Genomic DNA, 16,073 nt, shown 5'->3' with positions numbered 1-16,073 from the left:
TTATTTTTTAAAAATAATGATTACCGCTATTATTATCAATAAAAACCCTGCCAGGTAATTCCATTTCATTCCTTCTTTTAAATATAGCACCGAAAAAATTGAAAAGACCGAAAGGGTGATAACTTCCTGTATAGTCTTAAGCTGCGCGGCTGAGAACTGATAATGGCCTATACGGTTTGCGGGGACCTGGAAACAATATTCAACAAATGCTATCATCCAGCTTACGAATATTGCGATCCATAACGGAGAATCTTTATACCTGAGGTGGCCATACCAGGCAAACGTCATAAAAATATTTGAAATCGTCAGCAGTATTATTGTGCGCATGTATTATAATCAAAGAACCGCATTGTCCTGCGAAATTTTTGCATTTACTAGATTACGCATCAACATAGTCACGGTCAGCGGCCCTACTCCGCCCGGTACCGGCGTGATGAATGAGGCTTTTTTTGCTGCCTCTTCAAACTCTACATCTCCCACTATCTTGCCCTCTACCCGGTTGATGCCGACATCTATTACGACAGCATGCTCTTTTATATCCTGGCCTTTGATCAGATTAGGCTTACCGACTGCCACAATCAAGACTTCGGCCTTGCTGGTATGCTCTGCCAGCCTGCCTGCTTTACTTGTGCCTATATGGCAAACGGTTACAGTGGAAAATTTCTCCAGCAGAAGCAGGGAAAGCGGCTTGCCGACTATCTCGCTATGTCCTACCACTACAACTTCCTTGCCGTATAAATCTATCCCGCTCTCATATAAGAGCTCCATCACTGCCGCGGCAGTGCAAGGCACAACCACTGCTTTGCCGAACATTATCTTACCTATATTAGCCGGGTGCAGGCCTTCGACATCTTTTTCGGGTTTTATAAATTGGCTTATTTTCTTGTAATCTATATGCTCCGGCAGCGGCATCTGTATAATAATCCCGTTTACCTCAGGATGCATATTGTAATCTTCTATAAAATTTATAAGTTCTCGTTCTGTTGTATGCTGCGGCAGCTTATGCAGGCGGTAATCTATGCCGAGCTCATCTGCCACCTTCTTCTGGGATCTTACATACGCCTCTGCACCGGCATTCTCCCCCAGCATAATGCTGACTAACACAGGTACGGACATAAAGCCGGCTATCTTTGCTTTTATCTCCTGCTGTATCTTGGCTGCAATGGGCTTACCCTCTAATAGCTTTGACAACTTGCGCCTCCGTTTTAGCTCTTATTTTCTTTATATCTTTGGCCTTCTTGTCCAGCTCTTTCCTGATACTGGAGGCCAGCTTAGCATCTGCCAAAGATTTAAGGTTTATCTCCACATTCAACAATGCCGAAAAAAATGCTGCCTCAAGTAAAGCTATGGCAACGCCCACATCGCTGATTAAATTAATATTGCCTTTCTTTACCAGCGGCGGGCATAACTTTGCGGCTTCAAAACTCAACCTGCATACCATAAAAGGGACATCCAGCGCGTCTCTAAGGTTCTTGCTGGCATAAGCAGCCACATCCAGGTCCACCATATCAAGCAGCTGGAATTTCAGTTTCTCAGATTTATCAAGCAATACTGCTAATTCTTTTTCGTAACCGGCGTATTTTTTCTTGCCGATAGTAAAATTAATTACCATGCTAACCAGGGCAGCGCCAAGGGAAGCGCTTAAAGCGGCGGCCGAACCCCCACCCGGAGCAGCAAGCCTGGCTGAAAGATCATTCAGATAAACAGCTAAAGACTGTTCTTTGTATTTCAATAGCCTATCCTCCTGTTGATTTCAAATGCATTCTTTATGAGTTCTATCTTTGGCAGGGCTTTTGTATCACCTGTAATACAGACCACATCAAACCTTGCGTTCTCGTTGAATATCTTGTTTTCTCTAAGGTACTGTGCTGCAGTCCTGGATATCCTGGATTGTTTTTGCACGGAAACGAATTCAGCCGGCCGGCCAAAATCGCACGAACGCCTGGATTTTACTTCTATAAAACAAAGATAACCGTTATCTTTTGCTATAATATCAATCTCGCCTGAGTTTTTCCTGTAATTTCTTGTTATGATATTATAACCGTTATCCTTAAGGAAACCTAAAGCGATGTTTTCACCGATGAGCCCGCTATTAACATTATTATGCTTTTGCATAGCAAAAAGTTTTTCTGTGTATGCCGGAAGGCCCGAATCTTTTAATAGCCCTCCTGTGTTTCTCGGTCGGATAACCTTTATGAATAACAAACCCGTATTCAGGATATATCCTGTCGTAGACGCACATTATCCTGTCCCTTGTTACTTTGGCCATAATCGAAGCACAGGCTATGCTCTTAGACTTGGAATCTCCGTCTATTATCGGCAAACATGGATAAGCTGCCGAAAGTTTTACGTTTCCGTCAACTATAATATAAGGCCTGCGTTTATTCAGGTCTTTTATCTTTGTCAAAAGTCCGCCTATGGCGCTCTCCATAGCAGCCTGCGTTGCCTTAAGGATGTTTATGCGGTCTATCACTTCTTCGCTTACTATCCCTATCCCGAAAAAACATTTATCTGCAATTTCCAAATACGCGCTGAGCCTCTGCTGAGAGGATAATTTCTTAGAATCATCGATACGGCTCTTAAAGCGCTTATCCTGGATACAAACGGCACCAGCGACAACCGGACCTGCCAGCGGGCCGCGCCCGGCTTCATCAACTCCGATAATAAGGTCGTAGCCGCTCTTTTTTAATTTTCTTTCGTAATACAGCATTTAATGCTGATTAAGATATTGATTCGGCTTCTTCTATCTTAGTAGCTCTTTTACCGACTTTGCCTCTAAGGTAATAAAGCTTGGCCCTCTTAACCTTCCCTGAGCGTATTATCTCTATACGCTCTATGGAGGGAGAGAATAAAGGGAATACCCTCTCGATACCTTCGCCGTAAGATACTTTCCTAACGGTAAAGTTCTGCCTTGAGCCCGAGCCTTTTTTGGCTATGACAATCCCCTCAAAGGGGTGCAGGCGGATCTTATCATCCGCTTCCGGGATCTTGACAAAAACCTTGACGGTATCGCCTACATTGAATTTCGGCATTTCTTTTTTTGTAAACCCTGATTCGATAAGTTTAAGTTTATCCATTTTTAATGCTCCTTTCGGCTGGTGATTATAAGATCAGGCCTTCTTTGTTTTGTCCTCTTTAAAGATTCTTTTTTTCTATAATCTTCGATTTTATTATGGTCACCGGACAAAAGCACCGCAGGGACGGTCATCCCTTTGAATCTTGCGGGCCTTGTGTATTGAGGATATTCTAATAGGTTACCTTCAAATGACTCAAAATTCAAGGAATTTTTGTCGCCCAATACTCCGGGTATCAGCCTTACTATGCTGTCTATTAAAACCATTGCCGGAAGCTCGCCCCCGGTCAAAACATAATCTCCGATAGAGACTTCCGTATCAACCAGATTGTTTCTGACCCTTTCATCTATGCCCTCATAACGTGCGCATATTATTATAAGATGCCTGGCCTTAGATAATTTTCTTGCAAGTTTTTGATCCAGCTTTCGGCCTTGCGGACACATGAGCACGACTTTGGCTCTATTTAACCCCGGTTTTGCTTTTATTCTTTCTACGGCGTTAAAAACCGGCTCAGGCCGCATCACCATCCCTGAACCACCGCCAAAAGGCCTGTCATCGACCTTCCTATGCTTATCAGAAGAATAGTCCCTAAGATCATGGACGAAAATCTTGACTTTGCCTTTATTCTGCGCGCGCTTTATAATAGATTCATTAAGGATAGGGGTAAACATTTTCGGGAATATACTTATTATATCAACGCGCATTCTGTATGCCCCCATTTTGATATGTGCTTAAAAAACATCTCTTAAACTCCGGGAAAGAACCTTCTGCTATCGCTTTCCTTGCCTGCCTCATCAGGTCCAGGTAAAAATAAATATTATGCAGGGAAACCAGCCTAAGCCCGAGGATTTCTTCGGTATTAAATAAGTGCCTTATATAAGCCCTGGAAAAATTCCTGCAGGCATAACATGCGCATCCGCTGTCTATCGGACTGAAGTCCTGTGAAAAGGCAGCATTCCTTATGACAAGCTTGCCCTGGCGGCTAAAGGCAGTTCCGTTCCTTCCATAACGCGTAGGGATCACGCAATCAAACATATCAATCCCCAAATCAATTGCCTCTATTATATCCGAAGGAGTACCTACTCCCATTACATAGCGGGGGCAGGTTTCCGGCAAAACATCCGCAGTCAGGCTGACGATATTATATACCAAGTCCCAGGGTTCGCCAACAGAAACTCCTCCGATGGCATAACCGTCGAAACCGATTTCTGTTAATTTATTGGCGCATGTAATCCTCAGGTCCTGATAGGTTGAGCCCTGAATAATGCCAAACAGCAACCTTTCGTATCCTTTATTTGCCCGGTCCAACTCCGCTTTTTTGATTTTTGAGCGCCTGGCCCAGTCAATCGTGCGCTGCATGGCTACCAGCGCATTATCGCGGCTTGCAGGATAATGCACGCATTCGTCCAGAGGCATTATTATATCCGAGCCTAATATATACTGTATATCCATTATATCCTCGGGAGTAAAGACGTGCCTTAAGCCGTCTATATGAGACTGGAATTCCACGCCGTTATCATTAAGCTTCCTTAGTAAAGCAAGGCTGAATACCTGGTATCCCCCGCTGTCAGTAAGTATCGGCCCTTTCCATGACATAAAATTGTGCAGGCCTCCTGCTTTTTTTATTAATTCCATACCGGGCCGTAAAAAAACATGGTAGGCATTAGATAGTATTATCTGCGCCCCGCTTAAAGTTAATTCTTCCGGCGACAAACCTTTTACGGTCGCCTGCGTTCCTACCGGCATAAAACACGGCGTATCTATACTGCCGTGGGCGGTCTTGATTTTACCGAGCCTTGCCTTTGTATTTTTATCTTTTTTTATTAATTCAAACATTTTTAAATTAGCGGAATAATTGACTGGTTGACCATTTGAATCGAAAGAACTTAAATTAGATAATCAACGAATCAACTATTAAACGAATCAACGGTTCAACTATATAATCAACATCGCATCTCCATAACTGTAAAACCTGTACTTCCTGTCTATAGCCTCCTGGTAAGCCTTTTTTATAAGCTTTTCTCCGGCAAAAGCACTGACCAATATGAATAATGTGGTTTTCGGAAGATGGAAATTAGTTATCATGGAGTTAACGTAACGAAATTTATACCCCGGGTAAATAAAAAGGCTGGTTTTGCCTGAACTTTGTAATGTCTGGCCGTAAGACTCAATAGACCTTAAGGTAGTCGTCCCCACTGCGATTATATTCTTCCTGCTCCGCTGCGCATCATCAATCATCCTAATTGTTCCTTCAGGGATAAAAAAATATTCCTCATGCATCTTATGCGTTACGACATCCTGGCTCTTTACCGGTTTAAAGGTAGCTAAACCTACATGCAAAGTCAGGTACCCGATTTTCACGCCATTGTCTTTTAGCTTATCTAATAGCCCGCTGGTAAAATGCAACCCGGCCGTAGGTGAAGCTACTGAACCAGGGACCCTTGCGTAAATGGTCTGGTAGTATTCTGAGTCAGAGTCGGAAACCTGGCGTTTTATATAAGGCGGAAGCGGCATAACACCCAGCGAATATATTGACGGGATATCCGCAGTACTGAATGATACTTCGTTATTGGCGCTGATCCTGGCTGAAATTTTGCCTGAATCAAAAATAACCTCCTGCCCGCATTTAAGCCTGGCTGGTTTAACGAGGCACTCAAATACCGGACCTTCCTTTTGCTTTAACAGCAGCAGCTCTACCCTGCCGCCTGTCTTTTTATGCCCGATGATACGGCAAGGAAGGACTTTTGTGTCATTCAGGAATAAAAAATCATCTTCAGTGATATACTCTGCTATATCGCTGAACTTACGGTGCTCGATGGTTTCTTCCTTGCGGTTTAAAACCAGCAAATTGGCACCAGAGCGCTCTCTAAGGGGGTGCTGCGCGATTAAATCTTTAGGCAGGGTATAATCAAAGTCGGAAAGCTTCATTTTAAAAATCCATATCCTCGCAATATCCTATCTCTGTGCCAGGATAATAATAGCTGATTATATCCGAGTAAACGGCTCCGTTCTTGGCCATAAAATAAGCTCCCCACTGGCACATACCGACACCATGGCCCCAGCCCTTGCCTTCGAATACAAAGTTATCGCCCTGGGCCTTAACATCAAAATTAGTGCTCCTTATTAGATTCGGCCCCAGGATAAGCCTGAAGTCTTTAGCTGGTATGCGCACTGTTTTCTTGCCGGATGTTATGATTAAATCAGTTATTCTCTGCGACTTATCCCTTCCATCGATACCTATTGTGTCAATGCTTACGGTTTTATGCCCCGCATCGGATAGTTTCTTAATAAGAGTACCTTTATCAATAGAATATGTCCAATGAAAATGCGGTGAGTCTTTACAGAAATTACATTCTACCCCCTTAAGCGGCTTGAGATTTGTTTTCCATAGCAAAGACGCATCCTCGGTGTGGCCTGCGCACGCTGCATGAAAATAAGCAGGTATTACCCTGCCTTTATAACATATAATCATACCCTTGGTTTCATCTACGGCTTTATTTGTGCGGTACCGCTCCGAGGCACGCCCCCCGTAAACCTGCGAATAGATATCGCTCCTCATATCAAAATCCTTCGCCTTATTCTCTCTTAGCTGATAAGCGGCATAAGTCCGGGAAACAATTGCCTGCGCCTTCAACACCCCGAAAGGCCAATAATGGGAGACTTCATGGTAAAGAATCCCTTTTATATAATCTTCCATCTCTATATAGTTTACTACCATAAATTTATCCTTATCGTCCTTTATTATTTCTATAAAGCCCCTTACTTTAAGATTATTGATGTTGATCGAGTCTGTGTCAGCCGCTTTTAACGTTATCCTGCTGCCTTTGAATTTTATGCCTTTAAGCATAATGCCGCCGGTATAAGTTGTTACATCGGATACTAGGTTCTTGCCGCGAAAAAGCACAGAGCCGTTCTTGGGGTTCGTTATTTCGTAAAACCCTTTTACCCTGGCCTTAAGCGCAGGCGCATTTTCGATTACGTTTATCCTCACAAAGACGGTTTCGGCATTAGAGTAACCAAAAAACAGAAATAATAATAGAACTGAAAACAGTATTTTTCTCTTCAACATATTCTCAATCAGATTAGCGGCCGGATTTAAGCCAGATGATTAAAGATATTAATAAACTCAGAAGCAACGATGTAGCCAAGGGAAAATAGAAAGTGAAATTCTTCTTTTCTACAATAATATCCCCGGGTAATTTACCGATAAATGGTAATTTACCGGATAAAAAAAGGATCAGGCCCAGGCCTGTTATAATCATACCAAAAACTATGAGCAGCTTGCCAAAGTTGCTTATATCCATATCAGATATTGCCTTTCTTTGCCTTATGCTTCTGCCTTCTCTCCAGCTCAGAATAAATACAGCCGCAGTAACTCTGGCAATACATGCCGCTGTTTTTTGCCTGGATATGGGAATCACTAAACCCCGTCCTGAAATCTTCGTAATAGAATTTTACTCCTACCTGCCTGGCAATATCTTCACCTATCTTATACAAAGCTTCCTGGTCCTGATAAGGGCTGACTAAAAGCGTGGTAGTAAAATATTCCAGTTTCTTTTCTTTTGCCGTAAGCGCGGTTCTTTTAAGCCTCTGGTACCAGCATATCGGGCACCTCTGGGGCTTTTGTTCCATAAAATTAATGTGGCGGAAGAACTCAAAAGGAAGATACTCCGGATAATAGACATCTAAGCCGCAAGAACTGCTAAAATCCTCAAGCGCTGTTTTTCTGTTTTTATATTCCTGGTACGGATGGATATTGGGATTATAAAAAATCCCGGATACGCCAAAGCCCTGTTCCTTAAGCCTTTTTAAAGGATAAATAGCGCATGGCGCACAGCAGATATGTAGCAAGATATCCATAACTTACAAGTAGTGTTAGAATAGCTCCTGCTGCTTGTCTTTTATATTTTTAATTCCAAAATGCGCAAACGCAGCCTTGGTAACCGTTCTTCCGCGGGGGGTGCGTTTCAAATAGCCTGCCTTAAGCAGGTATGGTTCTACTGTATCTACGATAGTGTCTACTTCTTCGTTAAGGCTGGCAGCTATCGATTCAACGCCCACTGGTCCGCCATCATGCAGCTCTATTAAAGCCTTTAAGAATTTACGGTCAAGATGGTCAAACCCCGCCTCATCAATACCCAGGTCATTAAGTATCTTAGCGGCAACCGGCACATCTATCCTGGCTATATTCTGCACCTGTGCATAATCCCTCACCCTTCTTAAGAGCCTGTTGGCTATCCTCGGGGTGCCCCTTGAGCGCCTTGCGATCTCATCAGCTGCTTGCGCGGTTACCTCTACCCCAAGTATCTTAGCTGAATGTTTTATTATCTTTGCCAGGTCTTCTATCTGGTAAAAATCCAGGTTATAAAAAATACCGAACCTGCTCCTTAAGGGAGACGCAAGCAACCCTACCCTTGTTGTCGCCCCCACAAGGGTAAACGGCTTTAAATTGAATTTTATCGTCTTGGCATACGGGCCTTTATCAATAACAAAATCTATCTGGAAATTCTCTAAGGCCGGGTATAAAAATTCTTCCACCACTTTTGACAACCGGTGTATCTCATCAATAAAAAGGATATCACCCTTTCCCAGGTTAGTCAGTATACCTATCAGGTCGCCTGCCCTCTCTATGGCAGGACCGGAAGTAGCCGTGATCTTTGCATTCATCTCGTGGGCTATGATATGTGCAAGGGATGTCTTGCCTAAGCCCGGCGGGCCGGAAAACAATATATGTTCGACAGGCTCATTTCTCTGCCTGGCAGCAGTAAGACATATGTTAAGGTTATCCACTACCTCTTTCTGGCCGACAAATTCCTGGAACTTAGCCGGCCTCAGAGACATATTCAATACGACGTCCTCTTCGGTCTCATTAAGCCTGGTAAGAAAATCGTCCGGGTTATCACCGGCAGCGCCTTTCAAACCGGAAGAAGCAATGGTATCTTTATTGCTCAGTATCTTCTGCCTTATTTCTTCTTTCATAAGGGATTATATTCTCCTTGTTCCTGACTACTTCTATTTCGCCGAAAAGCGATTTCTGCCTGGCAACTATTTCTTTCAACCTTATTAATTCCAGTATACCTAAGAAAGTGACTACTACTTCTATCTTATTCCTTGCCTCGCTGAATAACCGTGATATCTGTACACTCTGTTCTACTAAAAGCAGGTGCAATATCTGGTGGATCTTATCTTCAACTGTAAACTCATCTTTTATAACCTCATAAAATAATTCCTTCGGGACATCCTCTAATGCCCTGGAAAAAGCAGCGATAAGGTCAAAGAGGTTTGCCTCAAAATACACTTCGTTCTTGCCTGCGGCATCTTGCTTCTCAGGGAGCTTGGGCCTTTTAAATACTTCCTGCTGGGCTGATTCCCTTTCGCGTAAATCTTGTGCTATCTCTTTGAATTTCTCGTATTCCAGCAGCCTCCTGACTAACTCTGCCCTGGGGTCCTCAGCCTCCGCCTCCGGCGCCTCTTCCTTCTCTGCGGGCAGAAGCATCTTGGACTTTATCTGCAGGAGTGTTGCTGCCATTACCAGGAATTCCCCGGCGATATTTAAGTCAAGCAGCCTCATAAGCTCAAGATAACGCAGGTATTGCTCAGTGACCTCTTTTATCGGGATATCATAAATATTAAGATGATCCTTCTTTACCAGATACAGAAGCAGGTCGAGCGGCCCCTCGAAAATATCTAATTTTATCTTATATCCGGACATTATGTTTTAGATCCCCAGAAGTTTTTTTGCCTGCGATATCGTTTCTTTTGCAAGCACATGCGCTTTTTCTCTTCCTGCCTCAAGTATAAGTTCTATCTTTTTCTTATCTTTGGCCAGTTCATCCTTTTTTTTCTGTAAAGGCGCAAGGTAATCGATGAGTATCTGAGATAATTCCTTCTTGCAGTTTATGCAGCCGACTTTAGCCTGCCGGCATAAAGTAGCTACCTCTTTTTCCCTTTCAGGAGCGAAAAGTTTATAGTAATTATGCACGTTGCATTTATCCGGGTGCCCGGGATCAGTTATCCTTATCCTTTCCGGGTCGGTAAACATATTCATTACTTTTTTCTTAAGGCTTTCGCTCGGCTCAGATATAGCAATAAAATTATCATAGCTTTTGCTCATCTTGCGGCCATCAAGCCCTAATAACCTCGGAAATTTTGTTAACAGCCCTTCCGGCTCCGGAAATAGTTCTTTCTTATAAAGAGAATTGAACCTGCGGCCTATCTCTCTGGTTAATTCAAGATGGGGTAACTGGTCTTCTCCTACAGGCACAGCTGTTGCTTTATAAAGAAGTATATCCGCTGCCTGAAGCACGGGATACCCGAGGAAAGCGTAAGTCTTTAAGTCGCGGTTTGCGACCTGCTTTAACTGCTCTTTATAAGTAGGGCATCGCTCAAGCCACCCAAGAGGGGTAATCAGCGAAAATATCATGCTCAGCTCAAGATGCTCCTTTACCTGCGATTGCACAAAGACTATGGATTTAACAGGGTCTATCCCGCAAGCCAGCCAATCGGCTACATTATCAAATATATTCTCTTGGATAGCGGAGGGGTCTTCATATTCGGACATAAGCGCATGCCAGTCGGCAACCATAAATAAACATTCGTGGAGCTCCTGTAATTTTACCCAGTTATTCAGCGCTCCGACTAAATGCCCAAGGTGGAGTTTTCCTGTAGGCCGCATCCCGCTAAGTATACGTTTTTTTATCATAATGATATATCTTAAGGTTGCTTGATGTTACGGAATATTAAATGACGTTACGTGATGTTGCCTTTGTAACCTCATTTAACCTATTTATAATTTTCTGGCGATCTTCTCAAGTTCAAATGCCTCGATTACATCGCCTTCCATTATCTCATTAAAGTTAGCTAAAGATATCCCGCATTCGTAACCTTCGGCTACCTCTCTTACATCGTCTTTAAACCTCTTTAACGAAGATATCTTGGTTTCTATAACCTCGCTGCCGTTACGTAATAAACTGACAGATGCCGAACGGGTGATTGTGCCCTTTATTACCTGGCAGCCTGCGATCAACCCGGATTCGCGCGAAAGCTTAAACACTTTCTTTACCTGTGCCTTGCCTAAAAAGACCTTTTTTAATTTCGGCTCAAGCATGCCTTCTACTGCGGCTTTTATATCATTTCCTAACTCGTAAATTATATTATACGTCCTGACATCCACGCCTTCTTTAGCCACCAATTCGGCAGCCTTATCTTCCACGGGGACATTAAAACCAAGCACCAGCGCATTTGAGGCAACCGCAAGAATGATATCCGAAGAATTAATACTGCCTACGCCTTCATGGATTATATCCAGTTTTATCTCTGAGACATTGAGTTTATTGAGCATATCTTTGATCGCCTCAATAGAACCCTGGACATCAGCCTTTATAATGAGCTTCAGGTCTTTAATCTTGCCCTGCTGTATCTGATCATGCAAGTCTTCTAAGCTTATTCTTTTTATGGGCGCGAGTTGTTCCTCTTTTTCTTTATCCTGCCTTATATTGGAAAGAGACCTTGCTTCTTTCTCGTCTTTAACCACAAAAAACTGCTCGCCTGCCTGGGGTATGCCTGATATTCCCAGGACCTCAACAGGATTAGACATCCCGGCCTTGGTTACCGAACGGCCGCGGTCATCAAACATCGCCCTTATCCTGCCATAAAAATTACCCACGATTAAATTTTCGTTTAAGTGCAGGACGCCGCTCTTAACCAATAGTGTTACTACTATTCCCTTGCCTTTGGTAAGCTTTGATTCTATCACAATGCCGTTTGCAGGCCTGTCAGGATTGCCCTTTAATTCCAACATCTGGGACTCTAACAGGATCATCTCTAAAAGATTATCAATACCCTGGCCTGTCTTTGCCGATACCGGGACAGTTATGGTTTTGCCTCCCCAGTCTTCAGGTGTAAGGTTTAATTCAGCAAGCTCCTTCTTTACCTTATCTACGTTAGCCTGCTGCCTGTCAATTTTATTAAGCGCGACAATGATAGATACACCGGCTGCTTTGGCATGATCTATAGCTTCTTTAGTCTGGGGCATGATGCCTTCATCAGCGGCAACCACTAATACTACTATATCGGTGATACTTGCTCCGCGTGCGCGCATGGCCGTAAATGCTTCGTGGCCGGGCGTATCCAGGAATGTAATTTCGCCTCCGGGAAGGATTACGCGGTATGCTCCAATATGCTGGGTGATCCCGCCGTGCTCGCTCTCTACGACTTTGGTTTTTCTTATCGCATCCAATAATGAAGTCTTGCCGTGGTCAACATGGCCCATAAAAGTAACTATCGGAGGCCTGGGTTTAAGGGCTCCCGGCGCATCTTTATCCTGATGCACTTTAAGGATCTGCGCTTCTTCATCCGGAGCCATGACTATCGCAAAACCGTATTTCTCTGCTATTTTAGAGACAATATCCTGGCCTAACGGCTGATTCATGCCGGCAAGTATCTTCATCTCCATCAGCATTTTTATCAGGACAGACGGTTTCTCCTGAAGCTTTACAGAAAGGTCCTTTACGGTTATAGGAAGCTTGAGTTCGAGTTCTTTAAGTTTTCTCTCGGGTTGCACAGTCTTAACTTCCGGTTTTTCTGGCGCCTGCTCTTTGTGATATACCGGCTCCTGTTTAACTGTTTTTACTGCAGCCGCCGGCTTTACTGCCGAAGTTTTGACCGGTCCTTTTATCTCAGGTTTAGACGAAGGTAAAGGAGCCTGCTGCTGGCCGGGAAGCGGTACCTTGCGTTGCTCCGGAGCTTCTTTCTTAATCTCCGGCTTAGGTATATGCTCTTTTACAACCGGGGTTTTAGCCGCCTTTACTTTCTGCTCAACAGTAGTTACAGGAATAACCTCTTCCTTTTTAAGGTCTGCCTTCTTATGTTTTAAGACTACTGCTTTTTTTATAACAGGCTTAGCCGATGTTTTAGGCTTAGGCAAAGTTTTTACCGTTTGCGCCTTTTTAATGGCTGCCGGTTTTTTTGCCTTAGGCTCTTTCTTGGTCTTTATCTTCTCTTTTTTTGCTTTTATCATAATTTCCTTTTGTATTTTTATCCTTAAGCTTAAAAACTACTCCTTGCGGGACAGCTTCTTTGCTTCTTTTATAATTTTTTCCGCCTTCTTCTCTCCTATGCCTTTTATCTCGGTAAGGCCGCCTACTCCGGCTTTAAGGATATCATCAACAGAATTTAATCCTGCTTCTTTAAGGCTTGAAAGTAGCTTTTCCCCGACGCCGGGCAACTCGCTTAAGGCATCCTGGGCCTGGGCAATACCCTCTGCTTCTTTTTCCTCTTTTGCCTGCTCTTTCTGCGCTTCTTCAGCTGCCTCGGCCTGCAATCCGGATTTAGACCTTATGTCTAGCTCCCAACCGATCAACCTTGAGGCAAGGCGCACGTTCTGGCCGTGTTTGCCTATGGCTAAAGAAAGCTGGTCATCATCGACTATGACCTGCGCTTTGAGCTGGTCCTTATTCAGCTTGATCTCGGAGACTTTGGCCGGCGAGAGTGATGCTTTTATGTATTCTTTGATGTCTTCGTTGTATCTTACTATATCAATCTTCTCGCCCTGCAGCTCATTTACGATGTTCCTGACCCGGTTACCTCTCATCCCCACGCAGGCCCCTACAGAATCAACTTTATCATTCTTGGACCATACTGAGATCTTCGTCCTTTCCCCTGCTTCGCGGGAAATCGCTTTGACCTCTACAATACCATCATAAATCTCCGGGACCTCCAATTCAAACAGTTTTTTTACAAGGTTAGGATGCGTGCGCGATAATATAATCTGCGGTCCCCTGATTTCTTTTTTTACTTCAACGATATAGGCCTTTATGCGCTGGCCCTGCTTGAATTCTTCTTTAGGAGACTGTTCGCGCTTTAAAAGTATGCCTTCGGCTTTGCCTAAAAGGTCGATGATAATATTTCCTTTTTCAAACCTGTAAACGGTGCCCGAAACTATCTCACCCACCTTACCCTGGAATTCATTGAATACCACGTCTTTCTCGGCTTCGCGTATCTTCTGTATAATGACCTGCCTGGCAGCGGAAGCGGATATCCTGCCGAACTCAACAGAATTTATCTCGGCATCGTTTTTAAAGGTCTTTATCTTTCCGGTTAAGCGGTCCACTTTTACATGCAGTTCTTCGTCCGGCTTGACATCGATGACCTTTTTTGCCGCGCTTAAGAGCGCGCTCTCGACCGCTTCAATCAAGACCTCTTTTTTAATCCCTTTTTCCCTTTCAATCTGTTCTAGAATAGCTAATAATTCCTGACTCATTTTTTTCTCCGTTTTAAACCTGTTGTTTTGCTTTAGATATGATTCTGATGGGCAGCTCGATTACCCTGCCTGCCGAATCAATGCTCACCGAATCATCTTTAACATCTAATATTTTACCTGAATATTCCAGTTTTGAATCAAACTGCTCCTTAAGAAAAAATCTGGCTTCTTTGCCTATGCACCTGCCGAAATCCTCTCTTGTCCTTAAGGGGCGGTCTAAGCCCGGCGAAGAAACCTCAAGCAGGTATTTATCCTTTATCGTATCCCGGCTATCAAGTAAATCCCCGATCTGCTGGTTTAGCCTGGCGCACTCATCTATGCTAATGCCTCCGGACCGCCTATCAGCCAGTATCTTGACCACCGCCTTGTCCTGAGCGCGGAAAAAATTAAGCTCAACAAGGGTAAAACCTTCGTTTTCCAGTAGCGGCCTGATTAAATCCCTTAGTTCTTCCTCAAATATTTTATAATCCATACGTCGCCTCTTAAAATCTATTATGATAACTCTTTTATCTTGTCAATAATCACGGGCTCATCAATCAATAAATCTTTTTTGTCCCTGCGCAGCTTTATCTCTACTTTGCCTTCTTTTAAAGATTTCTGCCCAAAGACAATTATTATAGGTATGCCGATTAAATCAGCGTCTTTGAACTTAACCCCGGCCCTCTCATCTCTGTCATCCATCATCACGTCTATGCCTGCTTTTAAAAGCCCGGCATAACAAGACCGGGCTTTATCCATGATAGTTTTGTCGTTAACATCCAAAGGCAGGACAATTGCCTTAAACGGGCTTACTTCCGCTGGCCAGATTATACCGTCTTTGTCATTATTCTGCTCGATTATTGCTGCGATGAGCCTGGATACGCCTATGCCGTAACAACCCATGATAATCGGGTTCAGCTTTCCGTTCTCATTAAGAAAATTCGCGCCCAAGGCGCTGCTGTATTTGACCCCTAATTGAAATATATGCCCGATCTCAATTGTATTGACTTTATTAAGCCCGGATTTACAATGCCGGCAGCTGGTTATTTCTTCTTTAAAAGGCTTTGCTACCTTGCAATCCGGACAGTAAAGCACAATATCTTCGCCGCTTGCAGCAGGCACCATGAATTCATGGGAAACTTTACCCCCCATAACTCCACTGTCTGCCTCGACTGTCAGTATATCCAGCCCGCACCTGGAGAATATCCTAAGGTAGGCATCGTGCATCGCCTGATAATTTATATCCAGCCCTTTCTGGTCGCGGTCAAAACTATAGGCATCCTTCATGATAAACTCGCAAGCCCGCACTATCCCGAACCTGGGCCTTATTTCATCACGAAACTTTGTCTGTATCTGGTACAAAACCAAAGGCAGTTGCTTATAAGAAGACACATGGTTGGCTACCAGCTCAGTGATTACTTCTTCATGAGTAGGCCCAAGGCAGACTTTTCTGTTGCGCCTGTCCTGAAAACGAAACATCACTTCGCCGATATCTTTATCCCTTCCGGTCCTGGACCATAATTCAAGGGGATGCAAAGCAGGCAGAAGCAATTCGCTTGCCCCGCATGAACCCATCTCCTGACGGATGATATTTTCAATATTATTCAACACCCTTAATCCCAGCGGGAGATAAGAATACACCCCTGCCATGAGCATCCTGATCAATCCTGCCCTGAGCATCAGCTGATGGCTGACAGATTCAGCTTCCTGGGGGGATTCCTTTAATGTCGGTATAAATAGTTTTGTCCAAAGCATAAGCC

The 16,073-nt window shown here is 43.8% G+C and carries 17 protein-coding genes and 2 pseudogenes; all 19 read right to left on the bottom strand.

All coding sequences use genetic code 11. The features are described from left to right. Nucleotides 1–327, bottom strand: a complete 327-nt coding sequence (locus C4533_01795) for a hypothetical protein (GenBank protein ID RJP29744.1) — start codon at nucleotides 325–327, stop codon at nucleotides 1–3. Nucleotides 328–336: 9 nt separating this feature from the next. After that, nucleotides 337–1,188: pseudogene (locus tag C4533_01790) on the bottom strand (bifunctional 5,10-methylenetetrahydrofolate dehydrogenase/5,10-methenyltetrahydrofolate cyclohydrolase). Beyond that, nucleotides 1,169–1,732 (bottom strand): hypothetical protein, encoded by a 564-nt coding sequence (locus tag C4533_01785; protein ID RJP29743.1) that lies wholly within the window; start codon nucleotides 1,730–1,732, stop codon nucleotides 1,169–1,171. The pseudogene C4533_01790 and the gene C4533_01785 overlap by 20 nt, the downstream one beginning before the upstream one ends. After that, nucleotides 1,729–2,115, bottom strand: a complete 387-nt coding sequence (locus tag C4533_01780; protein RJP29742.1) for a YraN family protein — start codon at nucleotides 2,113–2,115, stop codon at nucleotides 1,729–1,731. The genes C4533_01785 and C4533_01780 overlap by 4 nt, the downstream gene beginning before the upstream one ends. Next, nucleotides 2,102–2,710 carry a ribonuclease HII gene (locus tag C4533_01775; protein RJP29741.1) on the bottom strand — a complete coding sequence of 203 codons (609 nt, stop codon included), beginning with the start codon at nucleotides 2,708–2,710 and terminating at the stop codon, nucleotides 2,102–2,104. Before C4533_01775 ends, C4533_01780 begins: the two co-directional genes overlap by 14 nt. Nucleotides 2,711–2,720: 10 nt before the next feature. Continuing rightward, the gene (gene rplS, locus C4533_01770; GenBank protein ID RJP29740.1) at nucleotides 2,721–3,077 is read right to left on the bottom strand and encodes a 50S ribosomal protein L19; all 357 of its coding nucleotides are present in this window, start codon (nucleotides 3,075–3,077) and stop codon (nucleotides 2,721–2,723) included. A 2-nt stretch (nucleotides 3,078–3,079) separates the two neighbouring features. Further along, the gene (gene trmD, locus C4533_01765; protein ID RJP29739.1) at nucleotides 3,080–3,778 is read right to left on the bottom strand and encodes a tRNA (guanosine(37)-N1)-methyltransferase TrmD; all 699 of its coding nucleotides are present in this window, start codon (nucleotides 3,776–3,778) and stop codon (nucleotides 3,080–3,082) included. Further along, nucleotides 3,768–4,910: a tRNA guanosine(34) transglycosylase Tgt gene (locus C4533_01760; protein RJP29738.1), complete on the bottom strand. Its 1,143-nt coding sequence runs from the start codon at nucleotides 4,908–4,910 to the stop codon at nucleotides 3,768–3,770. Before C4533_01760 ends, trmD begins: the two co-directional genes overlap by 11 nt. 99 nt (nucleotides 4,911–5,009) lie before the next feature. Beyond that, entirely contained in the window at nucleotides 5,010–6,002 is a 993-nt protein-coding gene (gene queA, locus C4533_01755) for a tRNA preQ1(34) S-adenosylmethionine ribosyltransferase-isomerase QueA (protein RJP29737.1), read from the bottom strand. Between the two features lies 1 nt (nucleotide 6,003). Next, nucleotides 6,004–7,143 (bottom strand): SpoIID/LytB domain-containing protein, encoded by a 1,140-nt coding sequence (locus C4533_01750; protein RJP29736.1) that lies wholly within the window; start codon nucleotides 7,141–7,143, stop codon nucleotides 6,004–6,006. Nucleotides 7,144–7,156: 13 nt separating this feature from the next. Next, the gene (locus tag C4533_01745; GenBank protein RJP29852.1) at nucleotides 7,157–7,372 is read right to left on the bottom strand and encodes a DUF2905 domain-containing protein; all 216 of its coding nucleotides are present in this window, start codon (nucleotides 7,370–7,372) and stop codon (nucleotides 7,157–7,159) included. 7 nt (nucleotides 7,373–7,379) lie between these two features. Beyond that, nucleotides 7,380–7,934: a hypothetical protein gene (locus C4533_01740; GenBank protein RJP29735.1), complete on the bottom strand. Its 555-nt coding sequence runs from the start codon at nucleotides 7,932–7,934 to the stop codon at nucleotides 7,380–7,382. A gap of 15 nt (nucleotides 7,935–7,949) precedes the next feature. After that, entirely contained in the window at nucleotides 7,950–9,053 is a 1,104-nt protein-coding gene (gene ruvB, locus C4533_01735) for a Holliday junction branch migration DNA helicase RuvB (GenBank protein RJP29734.1), read from the bottom strand. Further along, on the bottom strand, nucleotides 9,016–9,786 hold the full coding sequence (locus C4533_01730; GenBank protein RJP29733.1) for a chromosome segregation protein ScpA: 771 nt from the start codon (nucleotides 9,784–9,786) through the stop codon (nucleotides 9,016–9,018). Before C4533_01730 ends, ruvB begins: the two co-directional genes overlap by 38 nt. Nucleotides 9,787–9,792: 6 nt before the next feature. Continuing rightward, nucleotides 9,793–10,776 (bottom strand): tryptophan--tRNA ligase, encoded by a 984-nt coding sequence (gene trpS / locus C4533_01725; GenBank protein RJP29732.1) that lies wholly within the window; start codon nucleotides 10,774–10,776, stop codon nucleotides 9,793–9,795. Nucleotides 10,777–10,860: 84 nt separating this feature from the next. Further along, complete coding sequence (locus C4533_01720; protein RJP29731.1) at nucleotides 10,861–13,092, bottom strand: translation initiation factor IF-2; 2,232 nt, start codon at nucleotides 13,090–13,092, stop codon at nucleotides 10,861–10,863. Nucleotides 13,093–13,380: 288 nt separating this feature from the next. Next, nucleotides 13,381–14,334: pseudogene (gene nusA / locus C4533_01715) on the bottom strand (transcription termination/antitermination protein NusA). Between the two features lie 13 nt (nucleotides 14,335–14,347). After that, nucleotides 14,348–14,806, bottom strand: a complete 459-nt coding sequence (locus tag C4533_01710) for a ribosome maturation factor RimP (GenBank protein RJP29730.1) — start codon at nucleotides 14,804–14,806, stop codon at nucleotides 14,348–14,350. Between the two features lie 20 nt (nucleotides 14,807–14,826). After that, on the bottom strand, nucleotides 14,827–16,068 hold the full coding sequence (proS, locus tag C4533_01705; protein ID RJP29729.1) for a proline--tRNA ligase: 1,242 nt from the start codon (nucleotides 16,066–16,068) through the stop codon (nucleotides 14,827–14,829). Between the last annotated feature and the right edge of the window lie 5 nt (nucleotides 16,069–16,073).

It is taken from the genome of Candidatus Omnitrophota bacterium, assembly GCA_003598025.1.
In the GTDB taxonomy this organism is placed as follows: Bacteria; Omnitrophota; Gorgyraeia; order Gygaellales; family Profunditerraquicolaceae; genus Profunditerraquicola.
The sequence above is the reverse complement of the archived record's forward strand: the minus strand, read 5'-3'. Positions and strand labels throughout refer to the sequence as shown.